The organism is Aeribacillus sp. FSL K6-8394, from assembly GCF_038008865.1.
Lineage (GTDB): Bacteria > Bacillota > Bacilli > Bacillales > Aeribacillaceae > Aeribacillus > Aeribacillus composti.
The window spans coordinates 300,749-317,500 of sequence record NZ_JBBPAA010000001.1 but is presented as its reverse complement, the minus strand read 5'-3'; the positions used below and the strand labels follow the sequence as shown (position 1 = coordinate 317,500).

Genomic DNA, 16,752 nt, shown 5'->3' with positions numbered 1-16,752 from the left:
GGGAAAAATTATGTTCTATCATTTCTCTTTCCTTTATATTTTTTTCGCGAGTACAATTGTGCTGATAAATACTATTGTCATTCTTTCACTGTTTATAAATAAATTTGAACAGATAAGCATATCCCGCGTATTAAAAGGGGGTATATAAAATGCTGGAAATCAAAAATATAACGAAAAAATTCGGGAATCGTGTTCTATTCGAGGATTTCTCTTGTTCTATCAAGCAAGGTGAATTTGTCGTATTCAGTGGAAAGAGCGGCAGCGGAAAAACGACACTTTTAAATATAATAGGAGGGATTGAAAAGGTAGATGCAGGGAAAGTATTTATCGACGGCTTAGATCTTTCGAAAAACGATGATATTCTTAAGGCATATAGAGAGAAGCTCGGATTTCTTTTTCAAAACTTTGCATTAGTAGAAAATAAGACTGTTGAAGAAAACATTCTGATGATCGACAAGAAATATAGAAACAATACCACTGTTTCAGCAGCATTAGAAAAAGTTGGATTGAATGGTTACGAAAAAAGAAAAATATATACTTTGTCCGGTGGAGAACAGCAAAGAGTAGCCATTGCGCGTCTGTTTATGAAAAAATGCAGTATTATATTGGCAGATGAACCGACAGGAAGCTTGGATAAATATAACGCCAATCTAGTGATGGAACATGTAAAAGAACTTAATAGATTAGGAAAGACCATTATATTGGTTACACACGATGAGGAATTAAAAAAGATGGGAGATGTTATCATTGAATTATAAAAAAGTTATTTTTAAAATAATGATTGGAATTGTTGGCATATTTGCTTTATATTTTGGCATCCACACTTATGCCAATGGCCAATTGATGAAAACATATGCGAAAGGATTCGAACAAAACCCATTAGGTGATTATGCGAAAAACGAATCAGATATGGTTCTTACAGTATATGAAGCCCCCCTTTTCCAGACATATACCAATTTATCAGTGCTGGCTCGAGGAAGCGATCATTAACATGTATCAAAGTGGCATGAGTACGCGTGAAATTAGCAAGTTTATTGAACGAATTCTAGGAAATGCCTACTCCCCAACAACGATTAGTCATATCACGGATGTGGTAAAGGAAGACATTGTAAAATGGCATACACGTCCCCTACCCAAGCGATATTCGGTCTTATATTTGGATGGCTTGTACGTGAAACTTCGTCGCGATACCGTGGAGAAAGAGGTTATTTATGTGGTGTTAGGTGTAAACGAAGAAGGGTATCGTGAAATTCTCGATTTCTTCGTAGGTGGACAAGAAAGTGCCTACGGATGGCAAGAGATTCTTCAACAGCTCTACAAAAGAGGGGTACAAGAAGTGCTTCTGGGCGTATTCGATGGCCTTCCGGGCCTGGAGGAGGCCTTTAAAGCTGTTTATCCGAAAGCCGATGTACAGTGCTGTGTCGTTCACAAAGTCCGTAATACCTTAAATCGTGTTCGGAAAAAGATCAATTTGAAGTGGCAGAGGATCTCAAACTGATTTATCGCGCACCGAATAAGGAAATTGCGTTACAGATGTTTCAACAGTATTAAGAAATATGGAAAGAAAGCATTAATTAGTGCTTTCGGAAAATACGCATTGAGTAACGCAATTAAAAATGTTGCTAAATTAACAGTGAAGAGTAAACACTTAAAGAGTGATAAAAGAGGTTATCAAAAATTTAACACAGATAGCCAATCCACCGCTAGAGGATGGATTAAAGAAGCATTACAAAAAGCCAAAGTTTCTGATTTTAAAATAAATGATAGTGAAAAGTTATCATTTAGATTCGAAGTCAACTTAGGGAAAAAGATTGGAACTAAAGGTGAAACAAAAATAAGAATAGTGATAGGATATGATGGTAAGATATGGACAGCATTTCCAGTAAAATAACTTTTGAATACAATTTTGTAGTTGATAATGGAATTATTTCAAATAAAGATAAACGTGATGTTCCTACCATATTAGCGGTAGAAGCTACACTTACAATAAAAATCAATAATGAGTTATACTTTGAAACAGAACTTGCTATTTTAGAATTCTATAAAGCATTATACGAATGGAAAAACAGAGTCACAGATGAACATATTCCAGAATTCCATTATTATACGATTGAATATGACGATTATGAAGATGGTGCTATTCTGTCTTTAATTCCATTTTCAAATAAAGCAAGAGTGAAATCTATTTGGGCAGAGCAAGATTTGTACAATGTTTTTGATTTAGACTATATCGTAAGGGAATTTATTCAATTAGAGCAAAATCTAAAACGAGATATAGAAAATTACTTTGGAATCGAATTGAAAAAATTCATAAAACATATCCCTTTGATGAAAGGTCCTTATTCGGATGATTATTAGCAAATCGAGTAGGAGGGAGCGATTAACTCCCGTCCTCTCACACCACCGTACGTACGGTTCCGTATACGGCGGTTCAATTAAGATAATTGACGCAAGTCTTTATAACTTCCGTGAATAGCTGTTCTCTTTATGCCAGTGGTCACTCCACCCTCCAAGAGGTCTCCCACGGGATTCACCGCTTCCTCCCTCAAGTGAGGTACTACGTTTTCTGTGTTCATCATGACTCACTGAATGCCAAGGGCTATTCTCTCTTAATTGTTCGGTCCTTCTTAGTTGTTCTAGACCAACTAATACTATGACCTCTGCTGACTTCTGACGGTTCAGCTACTTATCACTAAGTAGGTTATGAAGAGTACTTCACATATCCGCCAGACCTCCCCGGGTAAGTACATGCACTTTCACACCATCTATCCGCCTCATTTACTCGATATGACCTTCGACAGAAAGAGCTTTGTTTTGTTATCCCGAGTTCGACAGTTTTGAGGCCATTTTAGGCAAATGAAAATGGCCAAAATGCTGTTATATCAAAGATTTCGCGATGCGGATCCTAGAAAAAAACACTGAATTTCATAGGCACACGAATTCATAATTTATCCTTTAAAAAAAGCCTAATATCGCTTATAATATAGGCATGTACATACGACGAGTGACACGCAAAAACAAAGACGGAACGACTGTGGCGGATCCCCAGCTTGCTCATAATGAATGGGATCCAAAGGCCAAATAGGCGAAAGCGAAGGTGATGGATTCGTTCGGTCGCGAAGATGAAGTGGATCGCGCCGTCTTGGAGCGTCTGGCCAAAAGCATTTCGCGATTCCTTTCCCCTGACTCATGAATCGTGGCCGAAAGTAAGAGATGAATGCGAGCGTCTCATGCTTGGACATTTTTCTTCAAAAAACGGCGACCTTTATCAACGAACAGAACTGACGGCCAAACAAGCGCTATTCCTTGCGGCTCTAGGGCTGGAACCTCCTCCAAAGATTCTAGGCATCCACCCTCGCGCCTAGATACACGCCCGAAGTGTGCCCAAATGCCTCCGATCCCTTTTGTATCAAGGGGCGAGAGGCATTTTGTTTGCCTAGTGACTGTCGAACTCGGGGTTATGCAAACTCACTCAATTATACCTAGCCTTATATGAGGTTCGTGTTCCTCGGACCGGTGTTTTGCCTCCAGCTTCCTTCAGATTCCGCGTCACCACGGACACCCTTGCGTTAAGCTAACTGCTACTTCTGCCTTCGCAGCTCGGGACTTTCACCCTATAGATTACACCCATGCCGGGCGCACACAGATGATGAAAAATATAAACATATTCTTCAAAAAAAGCAAAATGCTATTAACGAAATAAAATCCGTGGCAAAAAAAGAATGGGGTTTAAACTTTTAAAATGAAAAAGAGAACTAGCACACAAAACATGAACTAGCACCCATTAAAAGTAGCCCTTATGCGTTTTTGTTCAGAAAATAAGATCTGCCGGTCAAACATCGGGGCAGCCTTTTAAAAAAGGTTTCTCAGACTTTTTTATTGATCTTTTGTGAGTTCTGCTCACGTTTGACCGAACCATGTCGTTTAAAACAGGCAGACAGCCTTTGTTCGTTGTCTGCCTTGATACATGCTTAATTTTCAGATAAGGATGCTGCTTCTGCTCTGACAAGCCCTTTTGAAATTTTTCCGGACGGAGTGGTCGGCAGTTCATCTTTAATCACTAAATATTCTGGAAACTTATACTTTGCAAATCCTTTTTCCTGCAAATATTCTTTAATTTCCTCCAGATCAATCGTTTCATTTTCTCGCAAAGAGACGAAGGCGCAGCCCCGTTCGCCTAGACGAGGATCCGGAACACTGACGATTGCCACTTGTTTGATTTTCGGATGCATTTGCAATGCTTCTTCAATTTCTGAAGCATGATATTTTAATCCGCCGCGGTTAATCGTATCTTTCGTCCGTCCGACGAAATGGAGGTATCCTTTTTCATCAAGCCAGCCTTGATCCCCTGTTAAAAAATAGCCGTCTTCCGTAAACGACTGGGCGGTTACTTGCGGATTTTTATAATATTCAATAAATAAGCTTTCTCCTTTAAAAGCGATTTCTCCTATTTCGCCCGTCGGAAGCGGTTTGTGCCGTTCATCTACAATGATGACTTCCCCGACCGGAGCCGGTCTGCCAACTGTTTCCCATGTTAACGAAGCTTCATCGCCCGGACGAGTAAAGGTTCCTGCACAAATTTCGCTCATGCCCCACTGAGCAGCAACATCGCAGTTTAATGTAGCCCTAAGATCTTGAACCATTTTCGCCGGTATTTTTGTTCCCCCAGTTAAAATAAGCCGAGGATTTAAACCGCTTACATTTTGCTGTTCGCACTGTCTTAATAAGTCAATTAAATGTGCGGGTGCAGCAGTCAAAAAAGATACTTGTTCTTTTTTCAATAAGTCGATAATTTCATTTGATTTATATTCTCGATAAAGTAAATGCTTCGCTCCATATCGAAGGCTAATGATAATCATCGGCAGTGAAAACATGTGGCATAATGGAGTTAAACATAAAATGGTATCATTGTCCGTTATTTGATACTCCTTGCCATTTAGCAGATGGCACGGAACAAATGTCCGGAATGTATGAAGAACTCCTTTAGGATTGGACTCTGTACCTGATGTAAATAATATGATGCACGGATCATCAAAAGCCGGTAAGTTTTCATGTATGTCTTGATCAGAAACGGAATCAGGTTCTGATTCAAGCAAAGCTGTGATACTTATGCTGCGGTCATTCTTCTTTTCCCCTGCCACCAAAACATGCTGTAAATGAGGAAGCTGAGCCTTCAATTCATGAGCAAGTTGTTTATGATTGAATCCCTTCCAATTGTCAATTGTTACAAACGCTTTCGCTTCACAATGTGAAAGCATATATTGCAGCTCTTTTTTCCGGTAGTTTGGACTGAGCGGATTAAACACTAACCCAATTCTCGATGCAGCAAGATGTACGACAACAAATTCCCAGAAATTGGGCAGCTGTGCAGAGATGGCATCGCCTTTCTTCAAACCTAGCTGTATAAAATGCCTCGCCAATCTTAATGACAATTGATTCAAATCTTCAAAAGTATAGAAATTGTCCCCTTCTGCAAAAGCAACACGGTCTTTAAATTTTTTTGCCGATTCCTCAATCAATTCATGAATCAGCACATTTTCAGTCATCCGGTTTGCTGCCATTCAAATCCCTCCCATCAAAAGTAGACGGAAAACCGCCTTCTTACATAAATGGCGGTTTTCCGATTGAGTTTGTCAAAAACAACCTTTGCCTTCAGCTTAAAATTAAGACAAAAGGATGTTTTTGACATGTTCAGGAACAGGCACTGCTTTTGGCCGATCTTCTGCGACAGATGTCCATGCTCTCACTTCATGGCCTTCTGCTACAACTTGATCCCCTTTTTTAAACGTATGCTTGATTTTGAAAACTTTGTTGTTAACTTCTACTACTTCAGAATGGACAGCTACCTCATCATCATAAAGAAGAGGTGATTTAAACTGGCAAAATGCTTCCAAAAGCGGTGTAATGATCTTTTCATCCGATTGCAGCTTCGCCACAGGAAAGCCTGCGGAGCGCAGCAATTCATGCGAGGCTTGATCCATCCATCGGTAAAAATTCGGGTAAAACACGATGCCAGCAGCGTCTGTATCTCCCCACACTACTCTAAACGTATAAATATTTTTCATGTTTATATCCATTCCTTTCGCTTCGCTCAAGGCACAAAACGTAATGAAACAATTGTGCCACCGGCGTTATTTTTATTATTCTAAAGTCATAGGGATAACAGTCAACTACAAATCACGCGGAGGTGAGTGGGCCACTCTGGTTGCAGGGTGACCGCATGTTTATATGTGTAGATTGCCTTTCCAAGCACAAATAAGTGTGACTTCGAGCACGCAGACTTATCTTTGTATAAACAACTACTCGTTTATTGCTGGGCAATCAGTCAATGCTGTCTATCCCTATAATTCTCTGAAAGGATCATTCCCTATGGCCTTAAAAATTGTATACCCTATCTGTTGTGGAATCGATGTCCACAAAACCTTTGTTGTTGCCTGTATTGCCTCAACAATCAAAGGAGTTACAACTTACAAACGCCATCGCTTTTCTACCTATACAAAAGGATTGAATGAGCTGTCACAATGGCTTTGTGAAAATAACTGTAAGGATGTCTGTATGGAATCTACCGGGAAATACTGGATTCCTGTGTTTAATGTACTTGAAGCTTCCTGCAACATCACTCTTGCACACCCTAAGTACGTCAAGGCGATCCGTGGCAAGAAAACAGATAAAAAAGACGCCAAATGGATTGCTGATTTATTTAAGCATGACCTTGTGGCTGGAAGCTTTATGCCACCACTTGAGATTAGACAGCTGCGTGACCTTATGCGCTATCGTTTTAAACTGACTAATTTTATGTCAAGTGAGAAGAACCGTCTTCAAAACAGTTTAACCGTGTCTAACATCCAGCTTGGAAATGTTGTTTCAGATACCTTCGGCAAAAGCTCTATGAACATCATTGAAAAGCTCCTTAAGAACCCTTTAGACACTTCTTTTGATATTGAACCTTTAATCCACGGCTCCATGAAGAGTAAACTGCCTGAATTGGAGTTAGCCATTGACGGATTTATTACACCGGAGCAGGCTGAAAAATTAAAGGTGATGAAACAGCACTATGAAGACCTTCAATCTCGTAAAGCTGACCTTGAAAAAATCATTCTTTCCCTTGCCGCGTCCTACACAGAGGAAATGAACTTGATCTTAACTGTTCCGTCCTTTAAGAACATCTTTTCCGCCATTGCCGTGGTTTCAGAAATAGGTGTCAATATGGACGTGTTTCCGACAGCTAAGCATTTATGTTCCTGGGCAGGACTTACACCCACAAATAACGAGAGTGCCGGCAAGAAAAAGTCAGTAAGAATTTCGAGAGCAGGCTGCTACATCAAGCCTCTTTTGGTACAGTGTGCCACCGCTGTAGTCAAAAGTGAAAAACATCCCGAAATTCGAAACCGCTATTTGAAACTCAAAAAGCGCAGGGGTCACAAACGAGCAATTATTGCCATTGCACGTATGCTTTTAACAGCTATCTACAACATTCTCAAAAAGAAAGAACCATATAATCCGAATTTATATAAAAAAGCTGATGTTCTTCCAGTAAACCGTGAAATCACGGTAGAACAAGCTCTTTTATTAGCTAAATCCCAAGGGTTTCGTATAATTACTGTTGCAACCTAACCTTTATATCCAAATATTTCCATCAAGATCATCGATCGATGGCTTATTTTACTATGCCCTCTATTTCAGTGGTCGCCCGTAAGAGATATTTCAGACTTCCACCTTCTAATTCTCATCTGCAAATTTCACGTTTACGGAAAATTCCCCCACACTTCCAACTTGAATGCGGACGACATCTCCATCACGGATCGGTCCGACACCTTCAGGAGTTCCGGTTGCGATAATATCCCCAGGGTTTAATGTCGAATAAGTCGAGGCGACTTCCAAACATTTGTAGCAATCATAAATTAAATGCTTCGTGCTTCCGTCCTGGCGCAATTCTTCATTGACCCAGAGCTTCAATGAAAGATCATTGGGATTTTCAATCTCATCAGCCGTCACGATCCATGGACCGATCGGTGTGAATGTATCAAAAGATTTTCTCCATGTTCTCTCTTCATTTCCCCGGATGGAAATGTCCAATAAGGCGAAATAGCCGAAAATATAATCTTTTGCATCTTCATATTTAACATTTTTCGCTTTTTTGCCGATGACATATCCGAGTTCTGCTTCATGATCTGTTCTTCTGTCTTTAAATGGAAGCAAAATCGGATCGGACGGACCTGAAACAGATGACGGAGCTTTTAAGAACAGCGCAAGTTCTTCAATCGTTCTCGGAGCGTTGTTAAATTGTTTGTTCATCTCCTCTTGGTGCTTTTTATAGTTAACAGGAGCAGCCCATATTTTGCTTGGTGAAGGGACAGGCGCTCTAAAAACTACTTCTTCAAGATCGTACTGTTTTCCTTCTTGAGCTGCCTTTTCCAGTGTATCTTTTAATGAATCAAAATTTTCCATCAGCCTTACTAATGATTCATGCGGCTTTGTTTGATCCCAGTCAGCGGTAGTTGTTACATCTGAAACTTTTTGGCCTGCTACGATTCCTAATCGATTATCATTAAAAATGGCAATTTTCATAGGCACACTCCTCACTTAAATCGCTTCTGCACAATTTTTAATCTATTTACGGGCCTGGAGTAAATACTTTTTCAATTTTTTGATGCCCTTCCGGATGGGCCTCTTCATATTCTAATCCCAGAATGTCCATAACCGGCTTATCATTGAATGAGAACAAATAAGCGTCCTCCGATCCTTCATTGACATGCTCATGCCAGCTCCATGGCGGCAGAATGAAGAAGTCTCCTCTTTCCCATTCAAATTTTTGTCCGTTAATGACTGTATATCCTTTTCCTTCAAGAACATGGTAAATCGCACTATGAACATGACGATGCGCTTTCGTATGCTGGTTCGGCAGCAATCTTTGCATCATCGAACCGATTCTTTCATCTGCCGATCCTCCTGTTGTCGGATTGATGTATTCAATCGCGTAACCATCATACGGATCTTCGTTTTCCTTTGGCGATTTACTCATTTGCTCTAAAACATATTTAGCGCGCTCCCATTTGTAGCCAATAATAGGAGACGGATACCCAGGCTTTTCTTTTTTGCCTTTCGGGACAAACGCACCTTTTGCAAATTTTTCAGTTGAATAATTTTCAGGCGGCTGTTCAGGATAAAATCCATTTTCATAAGGCTCGAAGAAAGAAGCAGCCAAATTTTTCACAAGTCCTACATCCAAACCGTCCAGCCAAATCATCGGTTCAGTTCCTTCATGTTTATGTTCATGCCATGTCCATGCAGGAGTAAGAATCATATCTCCCCGTTCCATGTACACTTTTTCCCCATTCACAGCTGTATAAGCTCCAGAACCTTCAATAATAAAACGGATCGCTCCTTGAGAATGGTGGTGCGAAGGAGCAAATTCCCCCGGCAGCAATAGCTGGATTCCGGCATACAACGTATGTGTCCCATATCCGACTAATCCATGTTTTAATAGATTAGGATTTTGCAAATAAACAACGCGCCGCTCAGCATCTTTTCCAGGTTCTAAAATTTCTCCCGCCTTCATAACATAATCGCGGATCGTTTTCCACTTCCATAAATATGGCTCCACATCATGAACAGGCTCTTTTGTCACCATGTGTCCTAAATCATACCATAGCGGACCTAAATAACTATTTTTCATCCCATCGTAATATTCTTTTAATTCTGTGTCCGTGATGACTTCTTTTTTGCTCATAGGAAACCCTCCCGAAAAATAAAATTGATCCAAAACTAATGATCATGTATGCGTTTCCACCAATCCTAAAAAAATAAAATTTTTTATTTGTTCCTGATATAGGGAACTTAATTACTTAATTCGATATTAAAAAAGAAAATTAATATTGTCAATAGTCAGAATTTATTTTCTAAAAACTAGGCGGATACCTCACTCAGCAGTGCCTGTGCATTCTTTCCTCATTTCAATTCATCTGCTTAATATTTGTCATCACGCTAAAAAAAGGCTTACAGAAAGTTTCGTTCTATTAAACTTTCATGCAAGCCTCATTTGTTTTGATTATAATCTTCGCTAAAATTCTGATACTTCTGTTTTTTCTTCTCCATTGAATGGTTACACCGAACTTTCCGTCTACAGCGTAGGGTCAACTGGCATAACAGCAGCATCATAGTTTCATAACTGTTGAATTTTTCTCAATGCTTCGTGGAAAAATATTTTGGGTCATTGTATATAACCTGAATTACCAATTGATCGACCTCGTGAAATATGAACCAATAAAAGGAGGACGCAATGCTTTACTGCCGGACAATGTATTTTTTATTAACTTTTTTAAACTATTCACGTACTTTCCACTTAATGAAGATAAATTGTAACAATTCCACGGTTTTTCTCTATGTTAGGTCAACTTCCGTAATCGGATAACGCCTCTTCTGCCGTTTTTTTTAAACTTATATGTTTTTCCTCTCTTTTCCGCTCACAAACATCCGCTGATTTCGAAAACTTATTTTCCTAGCTCCTGTTTCATTGAAAGATTTCCAATGGCATGGAAATCGATTCCTTCATTCTGGGAAATATTAAATCCCAAAATATCGAATATTTTTTTGAAATAGAATATGTTCCATTTTGAATACTAGAATCAAAATGAACACATGTTAATGAAATTTATTATTTAAATAGTGAATATTTTAATAGAAAGCGGTGAAAAACAATGGATAGCCTTCGTTTCACCGCTTTCTTCATACCATTTGCACGATTCTTTTATTTTTTTAAAAAAAGGTGTACAATTAGTTTGTTATTTAAAAAGTCTGAAAAAATGATTCTTTTTCAAAGAAGGGACAAATATGGAAGAAGCAAAATTATGGACGAAAAATTTTTTTAGTATTTCAATTTGTAATTTTTTTCTTTTTATAAACTATTATTATTTGCTGGTCACCTTGCCGATCTTTGTCATTCAAGATTTAGAAAGCAGCGAAGCTGAGGCTGGCTTAATAGCAATGGTTTATTTATTTGCTGCAATCGTGACTCGCCCGTTCGTCGACCAATTTATGGAGAAGCTTGGAAAACAAAAAATGTTGATTATTTCCTTGGTCATTTTCCTGATCGCCTCTATTTCTTATTTATTTGTCAGTTCAATTGTCTTATTATTGATCATTCGTTTTCTTCATGGAATCGGTTTCGGGATCGCGACAACCGCAACAGGGGCGATTGTGGCAGATATCGTGCCGGAATCGAAAAAAGGAGAAGGAATGGGATATTTTATTTTATCTTCCAATGTCGCCATGGTGATTGGACCGTTTTTAGGGCTTACCTCGTTAGATCATTGGGGTTCTTTTGTCATGCTCGTCATTGCCCTTATTTGTTCCGTTGGGGCGCTTTTGACCGGGGGAATAGTTAACCTGCATGAAATGAAGCCAAAACTAAATAAAAGAGAACTTTTCAAAGTGAATTTCAGCTTTGAAAAACTTGTAGAGGTATCAGCATTCCGCATTGCGTTGATTGCTTCCTTTTTAGCTTTCGCTTATTCAACCGTATTATCGTTTGTCTCCGTTTTTGCAGAAAAAAAAGAGCTTGGCGCTGGTTCGAATTTGTTTTTTGTCGTGTTCGCAATCGTCCTGCTCATTTCCCGGCCGTTTACCGGAAGGTGGTTTGACCGATTCGGCGCAAATGTTATTGTTATCCCATGTATCGTTTCATTTGCGCTCGGATTATTTATATTGAGCATGGCAAATACGTCCTTCATATATTTGTTAAGTGCAGTATTTATCGGTCTTGGATGGGGAACTTTGTTTCCAAGCTTCCAAACAATGGCTATACAAATTGTTCCCCCAGCGAGAAGAGCGGCATCTCTCAGCACCTTTTTATCGATCTTTGACATCGGCATTGGCCTCGGATCGTTTTTAACTGGAGCAGTTGTTGTCTTTACTGGATTTGAATCTTTATATTTTTACACTTCGCTTTATGTGTTGGTAGGTTTAATTTTATACTGCCTCTTTGTACAGTCTCGTTTTGCCAGAAAGCCGAAAAGTTTGGAGCACGATCGAAAATCTTCTCTTCAACAATAGCCCCCTCAGCTATGGGGGCTATATCATCTTCTTTCAACACATTGCAACGATAATATTTTTTCATGTATATTTAAATTTTGTTCGCAATAAATATTTCCTCACTGCTGAAAATAATGCAAACAAAAGTCTAAATCTTTCTGCAAATGCTCTTTCATTAATCTTTCCGCCTCATCTCCATCATGATGATATATGGCTTTATAGATTTGTTCATGTTCATCAATCAAAAAAGGCCTTTTATAATAAACAACAGTCTTCCTAAATAAATAGATTATGGATTGCATCCGATCAATGATATCAATCATAAACGGGTTGTTGCTTGTTTGAACAATAATATTATGAAATTTTTCATTTGCTTCCATGATTTCTTCAGTCGTTCCGGTTCTTGCTGTGACTATGCATTTCCATAATTCTTCTAAACTTTCTTCACTCATATAAGTTGCAGAATAGCGAGCCGCATATCCTTCAAGCAAAATTCTGACTTGAAAAATGTTTCGCAAGTCACTGTCCGTTGGATTTACTACTTTTTTTTGCAAAATCAGCCCTTCTTGCTCCAACTTGCGAATCGCTTCTCTTACAGGCGTTCTGCTCACACCCAATTCTTCCGCAATTCTTTCTTCTGTCAGCTTTGTTCCTCTTGGCAACTCCCCATTTAATATTTTATCTCTTATATATTCATAAGATTTAATGTATGCATGTTTCGGTGTCTTTTTTGTCAAAGCAATCGTCTCCTCTGAATAATCTCTAATGAATAGTATAAATTGTCATTAACAATATTAAAAGTACACAAGTTTTTTGTATTCATTTTTAATTTTTTTGTATACAAATTTAATTAAATTGTGTACAATTAGACTCGAAAGAAAACGCTTACTACTGGGGGGTTACTTCAATGATTGGATTCATCGGTATCGGCATCATGGGAAAACCAATGGTTAGAAACCTTATGAAAAAAGGCTATGAAGTCACGGTTTATGATATTAACGAGGAAGCCGTTCAACAGTTGGTGCAGGAAGGTGCAATATCATCTGCCTCTCCAAAAGAAGTGGCGCAAAAAAGTAACATCATTTTTACTATGCTGCCCAATTCTGAACATGTAAAAAGCGTCATTCTAGGTGAAAACGGCATTGTGGAAGGCGCTTCCAAAGGTACGATAGTCGTGGATATGAGCTCGATCTCTCCTGTTGTTTCAAAAGAACTGGCGCAAATTTTACAAGAAAAAGAGATTGATATGTTGGATGCACCAGTGAGCGGAGGAGAACCGAAAGCAATCGATGGCACTTTGGCGATTATGGTTGGAGGAAAAGAAGAAGTTTTTAAAAAAGTTTTAGATTTATTTAAATGCATGGGGCAAGACATAACTTTAGTCGGAGAAAATGGGGCTGGCACAACTGCTAAACTTGCAAATCAAATTATGGTCAACGTCAATATCGCAGCAATGTCTGAAGCTTTAATTTTAGCTGCAAAAGCAGGCATCGATATTGAAAAAATGTATCGAGCGATTCGAGGGGGGCTTGCAGGAAGCGCTGTGTTAGACGCAAAAGTGCCGCTCATTTTAGAACGCAATTTCACTCCGGGCGGAAGAATCGATATTAACTTAAAAGATTTAACAAATGTTGTGGAAGCAGCACGTTCTATTGGCACGCCCATCCCTCTAACCTCCCAAGTATTAGAAATGTTTCATGCATTAAAGATAGATGGAAAAGCTGGTGATGATCATGCAGGTTTAATTCAATATTATGAGAAATTGGCAAATTTTGAAGTGAAAAAGGGAGTGTAAGCTATGCTCAAGACGACGGAAGTGATTTCCTCCTACCCTACAGTCGATCTCGACATGATTCAAAACGAGTGGTCTCAATATAATTCGAAATTCAATCACAAAATTATTGTGCTTGATGATGATCCTACTGGAGTACAGACCGTTCACAGCATTCCCGTTTACACGGACTGGTCATATAAAGCAATCGAACAAGGATTTCAAGAAGACAATCAAATGTTTTTTATTTTAACAAACTCTAGAGCGTTTACTGAGGAAAAAACCAAGCAAGTTCATCAAGAGATTGCCGTGACAATTGAAGAGATTTCTCAAAAATACAAACGTCCCTATATTTTAATCAGCAGAGGAGATTCAACTTTAAGAGGTCACTATCCTCTGGAAACTAAAGTACTCCGCGAAACAATTGAGCAAAAAGCAGGACGAAAAATAGATGGAGAAGTTTTAATACCGTTTTTTAGAGAAGGAGGCAGATTAACAGTCCAAAACACTCACTATGTTGACCAAGATGGGGTTCTCATTCCCGTTGGGGAGACAGAATTTGCAAACGACCGGACATTTGGTTATTGTTCAAGCCATTTAGGCGAATGGATTGAAGAAAAAACAAAAGGTGAATATACGAAAGATTCTGTTACCTATATTTCATTAGATGATATTCGCGCAATAAATATTGATAAAATATACCGCCAATTAATGTCCGTATCAAATTTTAACAAAGTTGTCGTTAACGCTTTAGCAGAAGAAGACGTTTCCGTTTTTGCATCCGCCCTGATCAAAGCAATTCAAAACGGTAAACAGTTTTTGTTTCGGACGGCAGCCTCCTTTACAAAAATCATTGGAAATGTAAAGTCCCGTCCACTACTTACAAAAGAAGAATTAATTGAGGAAAATCATAGCAATGGCGGCCTTATTTTGATTGGTTCACACGTAAAAAAAACGACTGAACAGCTAAACCAATTAAAAAAATTGTCAACTCTTCATTTTATTGAGCTTGATAGTCATCTCGTGTTGAATCAAGAAAAATTCAAAAAAGAAATCGATCGTGTCCGCTTGGAAGCAGAACAAAAAGTAAAAAACGGTATCACCACCGTCATCTACACGAGAAGAGAACTTCTGAAATTAGGAGAGGATGCGGAAGAAGAATTACAACTTGCTGTCAAAATATCTGATGGAGTAACCAGCATCGTTTCTAATTTTGCTATAAGGCCTAAATATATTATTGCCAAAGGCGGTATCACATCAAGCGACATCGGTACAAAAGGATTGGGAGTAAAACGTGCAAACGTTGCCGGCCAAATCGCACCTGGTATACCTGTGTGGCAGATTGGCACTGAAAGCAAATTCCCTAATTTACCTTATATTATTTTTCCAGGGAATGTCGGTGCTGCCTCCACACTGAAAGATATTGTAACAAAATTGGAAGGAGTGAAAGAATAATGCTTACTGGAAATATGTTAATTTTAGTATTCATATTTGCTTTGGCATTCTTGTTTTTCCTTATTTTAAAACTGAAAGTTGACCCGTTTTTATCACTCATTACCATTGCTATTATAACCGCACTTATAATGGGGTTCAAATTGAATGAAGTTGCTGGAATTGTTTCAGGCGGTTTCGGAAATACTTTAACGGGCGTCGGAATCTTAATCGGTCTAGGCGTTATTTTTGGAGAATTTTTGGCTGCATCAGGTGCCATTGAAAAAATAGCACAAGCTGTTTTAAAAGGCTTCGGAAACCGCCGATCTGTTGCAGGATTAGGATTAACTGGAACTGTTGTGTCAATTCCCGTATTTTTTGATGCAGCATTTGTCATACTAAGCGGTTTGATCAAAAGTTTATCGAAAAAAACAGGAATATCTGTTGTATCTTTTGTAACCGCTTTAGGAATTGGATTAATCGTTTCCCACAGCATGGTGCCGCCGACACCAGGTCCGCTCGTTGTAACGGAAAATACTAATGCTGATCTAGGGCTGTTCATTTTATATGCCATCATTTGTGCGATTCCTGCAACACTGGTTGGCGGCTACTTATACGGATTGTTCATCGGAAAACGAGTCAATCCTTCAGGCGATATTGACGAAAATGCAGGAACCGATGAAAATAATCCAAAGCCGAAAAAAGAGATCAGCACAGGTTTATCCTTATTCATGCTGGCTCTTCCAATCATTTTAATTTTATTGAATACCATTTCACAATTATTATTTCCAAATACATTAATTTCAGCCGTTTTAGGGTTTATCGGTGAAAAAAATGTTGCTTTACTAATAAGTGTATTAGCAGCTATTATCATCCTTAAGCCATATATTTCTATACCTTATCAGCAACTGTATTCACAAGCCATTAATTCGGCAGGTATTATTATTTTAATAACCGGTGCCGGAGGAGCTTTTGGAGCTGTTATTAATGAAAGCGGAATAGGAGACCATCTAATCGAAACGATGCAAAGCTGGAACATTCCGGTACTTTTATTAGCTTTTATTTTTTCACAAATTTTGCGCGCATCGTTAGGTTCTGCTACTGTTGCTTTAGTGACGACTTCCAGCATTTTAGGACCTGCCGCGGGAGATCTTGGGGTCTCACCCATCCTGCTTGGTTTAGCCATATGCTCAGGAGCAATCGGCCTTTCACTTCCGAACGATTCTGGTTTTTGGGTCGTGAACAAATTCGGAAAACTTACGATAGTCCAAACTTTAAAAGCATGGACGATCGGAGGATTTTTGGCAGGCTTAACATCCCTCATCATGGTTTATATACTCAGCCTGTTTTCAGGAATTTTGCCTGGAATATAAAAACTTTAAGGTTGGCTCATGGATCCGAGCCAGCCTTTTTCAATAAGTGAAAATCGTAAATCATGATCCCATACTAAATACGCTAGAACGTATCAATTAAAAATCATTTAGCTTCTTCCATACGATAAAATAAAAATGTTTTCATTT

At 38.8% G+C, this 16,752-nt stretch carries 14 protein-coding genes and 2 pseudogenes; 11 read left to right on the top strand and 5 right to left on the bottom strand.

The annotated features are described in order from the left end of the window. Positions 1-149: 149 nt before the first annotated feature. From NSR00_RS01430 to NSR00_RS17985, 6 genes and pseudogenes are all read left to right on the top strand, one after another. Positions 150-758: an ABC transporter ATP-binding protein gene (locus tag NSR00_RS01430; protein WP_340733418.1), complete on the top strand. Its 609-nt coding sequence runs from the start codon at positions 150-152 to the stop codon at positions 756-758. Then, entirely contained in the window at positions 748-990 is a 243-nt protein-coding gene (locus NSR00_RS01425) for a hypothetical protein (RefSeq protein ID WP_340786504.1), read from the top strand. Before NSR00_RS01430 ends, NSR00_RS01425 begins: the two co-directional genes overlap by 11 nt. Continuing rightward, positions 968-1,548 (top strand): annotated as a pseudogene (locus NSR00_RS01420) (IS256 family transposase); the annotation flags it as partial. The gene NSR00_RS01425 and the pseudogene NSR00_RS01420, both read left to right, overlap by 23 nt. Positions 1,549-1,597: 49 nt before the next feature. After that, positions 1,598-1,891 carry a hypothetical protein gene (locus NSR00_RS01415; RefSeq protein WP_311067101.1) on the top strand — a complete coding sequence of 98 codons (294 nt, stop codon included), beginning with the start codon at positions 1,598-1,600 and terminating at the stop codon, positions 1,889-1,891. Beyond that, the gene (locus NSR00_RS01410; protein WP_066246766.1) at positions 1,867-2,358 is read left to right on the top strand and encodes a DUF7878 domain-containing protein; all 492 of its coding nucleotides are present in this window, start codon (positions 1,867-1,869) and stop codon (positions 2,356-2,358) included. The genes NSR00_RS01415 and NSR00_RS01410 overlap by 25 nt, the downstream gene beginning before the upstream one ends. A 631-nt stretch (positions 2,359-2,989) precedes the next feature. Then, positions 2,990-3,187 (top strand): annotated as a pseudogene (locus NSR00_RS17985) (IS1634 family transposase); the annotation flags it as partial. 784 nt (positions 3,188-3,971) lie between these two features. Here NSR00_RS17985 and NSR00_RS01400 read toward each other — a convergent pair. Both NSR00_RS01400 and NSR00_RS01395 read right to left on the bottom strand, forming a co-directional pair. After that, positions 3,972-5,561 (bottom strand): class I adenylate-forming enzyme family protein, encoded by a 1,590-nt coding sequence (locus tag NSR00_RS01400; protein WP_340786498.1) that lies wholly within the window; start codon positions 5,559-5,561, stop codon positions 3,972-3,974. Positions 5,562-5,663: 102 nt separating this feature from the next. Then, complete coding sequence (locus tag NSR00_RS01395) at positions 5,664-6,065, bottom strand: acyl-CoA thioesterase (protein WP_063386378.1); 402 nt, start codon at positions 6,063-6,065, stop codon at positions 5,664-5,666. Between the two features lie 304 nt (positions 6,066-6,369). Here NSR00_RS01395 and NSR00_RS01390 point away from each other — a divergent pair, with 304 nt between their 5' ends. After that, complete coding sequence (locus NSR00_RS01390; protein ID WP_094244418.1) at positions 6,370-7,614, top strand: IS110 family transposase; 1,245 nt, start codon at positions 6,370-6,372, stop codon at positions 7,612-7,614. Positions 7,615-7,719: 105 nt separating this feature from the next. On the opposite strand, the gene NSR00_RS01385 is transcribed toward NSR00_RS01390, so the two are convergent. Together NSR00_RS01385 and NSR00_RS01380 are read right to left on the bottom strand one after the other, a co-directional pair. Further along, on the bottom strand, positions 7,720-8,568 hold the full coding sequence (locus tag NSR00_RS01385; protein WP_063386379.1) for a fumarylacetoacetate hydrolase family protein: 849 nt from the start codon (positions 8,566-8,568) through the stop codon (positions 7,720-7,722). A gap of 46 nt (positions 8,569-8,614) precedes the next feature. Further along, positions 8,615-9,730 carry a cupin domain-containing protein gene (locus NSR00_RS01380; protein WP_066251654.1) on the bottom strand — a complete coding sequence of 372 codons (1,116 nt, stop codon included), beginning with the start codon at positions 9,728-9,730 and terminating at the stop codon, positions 8,615-8,617. A 1,100-nt stretch (positions 9,731-10,830) separates the two neighbouring features. On the opposite strand from NSR00_RS01380, the gene NSR00_RS01375 reads away from it, so the two are divergent. Beyond that, positions 10,831-12,051: an MFS transporter gene (locus NSR00_RS01375; RefSeq protein ID WP_340786492.1), complete on the top strand. Its 1,221-nt coding sequence runs from the start codon at positions 10,831-10,833 to the stop codon at positions 12,049-12,051. Between the two features lie 98 nt (positions 12,052-12,149). Here NSR00_RS01375 and NSR00_RS01370 read toward each other — a convergent pair whose 3' ends face one another. Then, on the bottom strand, positions 12,150-12,767 hold the full coding sequence (locus NSR00_RS01370) for a GntR family transcriptional regulator (protein ID WP_144597489.1): 618 nt from the start codon (positions 12,765-12,767) through the stop codon (positions 12,150-12,152). Between the two features lie 170 nt (positions 12,768-12,937). Between NSR00_RS01370 and garR the strand changes: the two genes are divergently transcribed. From garR to NSR00_RS01355, 3 genes are read left to right on the top strand one after another with little or no spacing between them, the layout of a single operon-like run. Then, the gene (garR, locus tag NSR00_RS01365) at positions 12,938-13,825 is read left to right on the top strand and encodes a 2-hydroxy-3-oxopropionate reductase (RefSeq protein WP_130156769.1); all 888 of its coding nucleotides are present in this window, start codon (positions 12,938-12,940) and stop codon (positions 13,823-13,825) included. A gap of 3 nt (positions 13,826-13,828) precedes the next feature. Further along, the gene (locus NSR00_RS01360; RefSeq protein ID WP_340786487.1) at positions 13,829-15,256 is read left to right on the top strand and encodes a four-carbon acid sugar kinase family protein; all 1,428 of its coding nucleotides are present in this window, start codon (positions 13,829-13,831) and stop codon (positions 15,254-15,256) included. Continuing rightward, entirely contained in the window at positions 15,256-16,605 is a 1,350-nt protein-coding gene (locus NSR00_RS01355) for a GntP family permease (protein WP_340786484.1), read from the top strand. Before NSR00_RS01360 ends, NSR00_RS01355 begins: the two co-directional genes overlap by 1 nt. The last annotated feature ends 147 nt before the right edge of the window (positions 16,606-16,752 follow it).

Bases quoted from the DNA above. Each gene is read 5' to 3' on its own strand.
- NSR00_RS01385 (WP_063386379.1), bottom strand. From the start codon at position 8,568: ATGAAAATTGCCATTTTTAATGATAATCGATTAGGAATCGTAGCAGGC.
- garR (WP_130156769.1), top strand. From the start codon at position 12,938: ATGATTGGATTCATCGGTATCGGCATCATGGGAAAACCAATGGTTAGA.
- NSR00_RS01355 (WP_340786484.1), top strand. From the start codon at position 15,256: ATGCTTACTGGAAATATGTTAATTTTAGTATTCATATTTGCTTTGGCA.
- NSR00_RS01375 (WP_340786492.1), top strand. From the start codon at position 10,831: ATGGAAGAAGCAAAATTATGGACGAAAAATTTTTTTAGTATTTCAATT.
- NSR00_RS01430 (WP_340733418.1), top strand. From the start codon at position 150: ATGCTGGAAATCAAAAATATAACGAAAAAATTCGGGAATCGTGTTCTA.
- NSR00_RS01400 (WP_340786498.1), bottom strand. From the start codon at position 5,561: ATGGCAGCAAACCGGATGACTGAAAATGTGCTGATTCATGAATTGATT.
- NSR00_RS01410 (WP_066246766.1), top strand. From the start codon at position 1,867: ATGGACAGCATTTCCAGTAAAATAACTTTTGAATACAATTTTGTAGTT.
- NSR00_RS01380 (WP_066251654.1), bottom strand. From the start codon at position 9,730: ATGAGCAAAAAAGAAGTCATCACGGACACAGAATTAAAAGAATATTAC.
- NSR00_RS01360 (WP_340786487.1), top strand. From the start codon at position 13,829: ATGCTCAAGACGACGGAAGTGATTTCCTCCTACCCTACAGTCGATCTC.
- NSR00_RS01395 (WP_063386378.1), bottom strand. From the start codon at position 6,065: ATGAAAAATATTTATACGTTTAGAGTAGTGTGGGGAGATACAGACGCT.
- NSR00_RS01390 (WP_094244418.1), top strand. From the start codon at position 6,370: ATGGCCTTAAAAATTGTATACCCTATCTGTTGTGGAATCGATGTCCAC.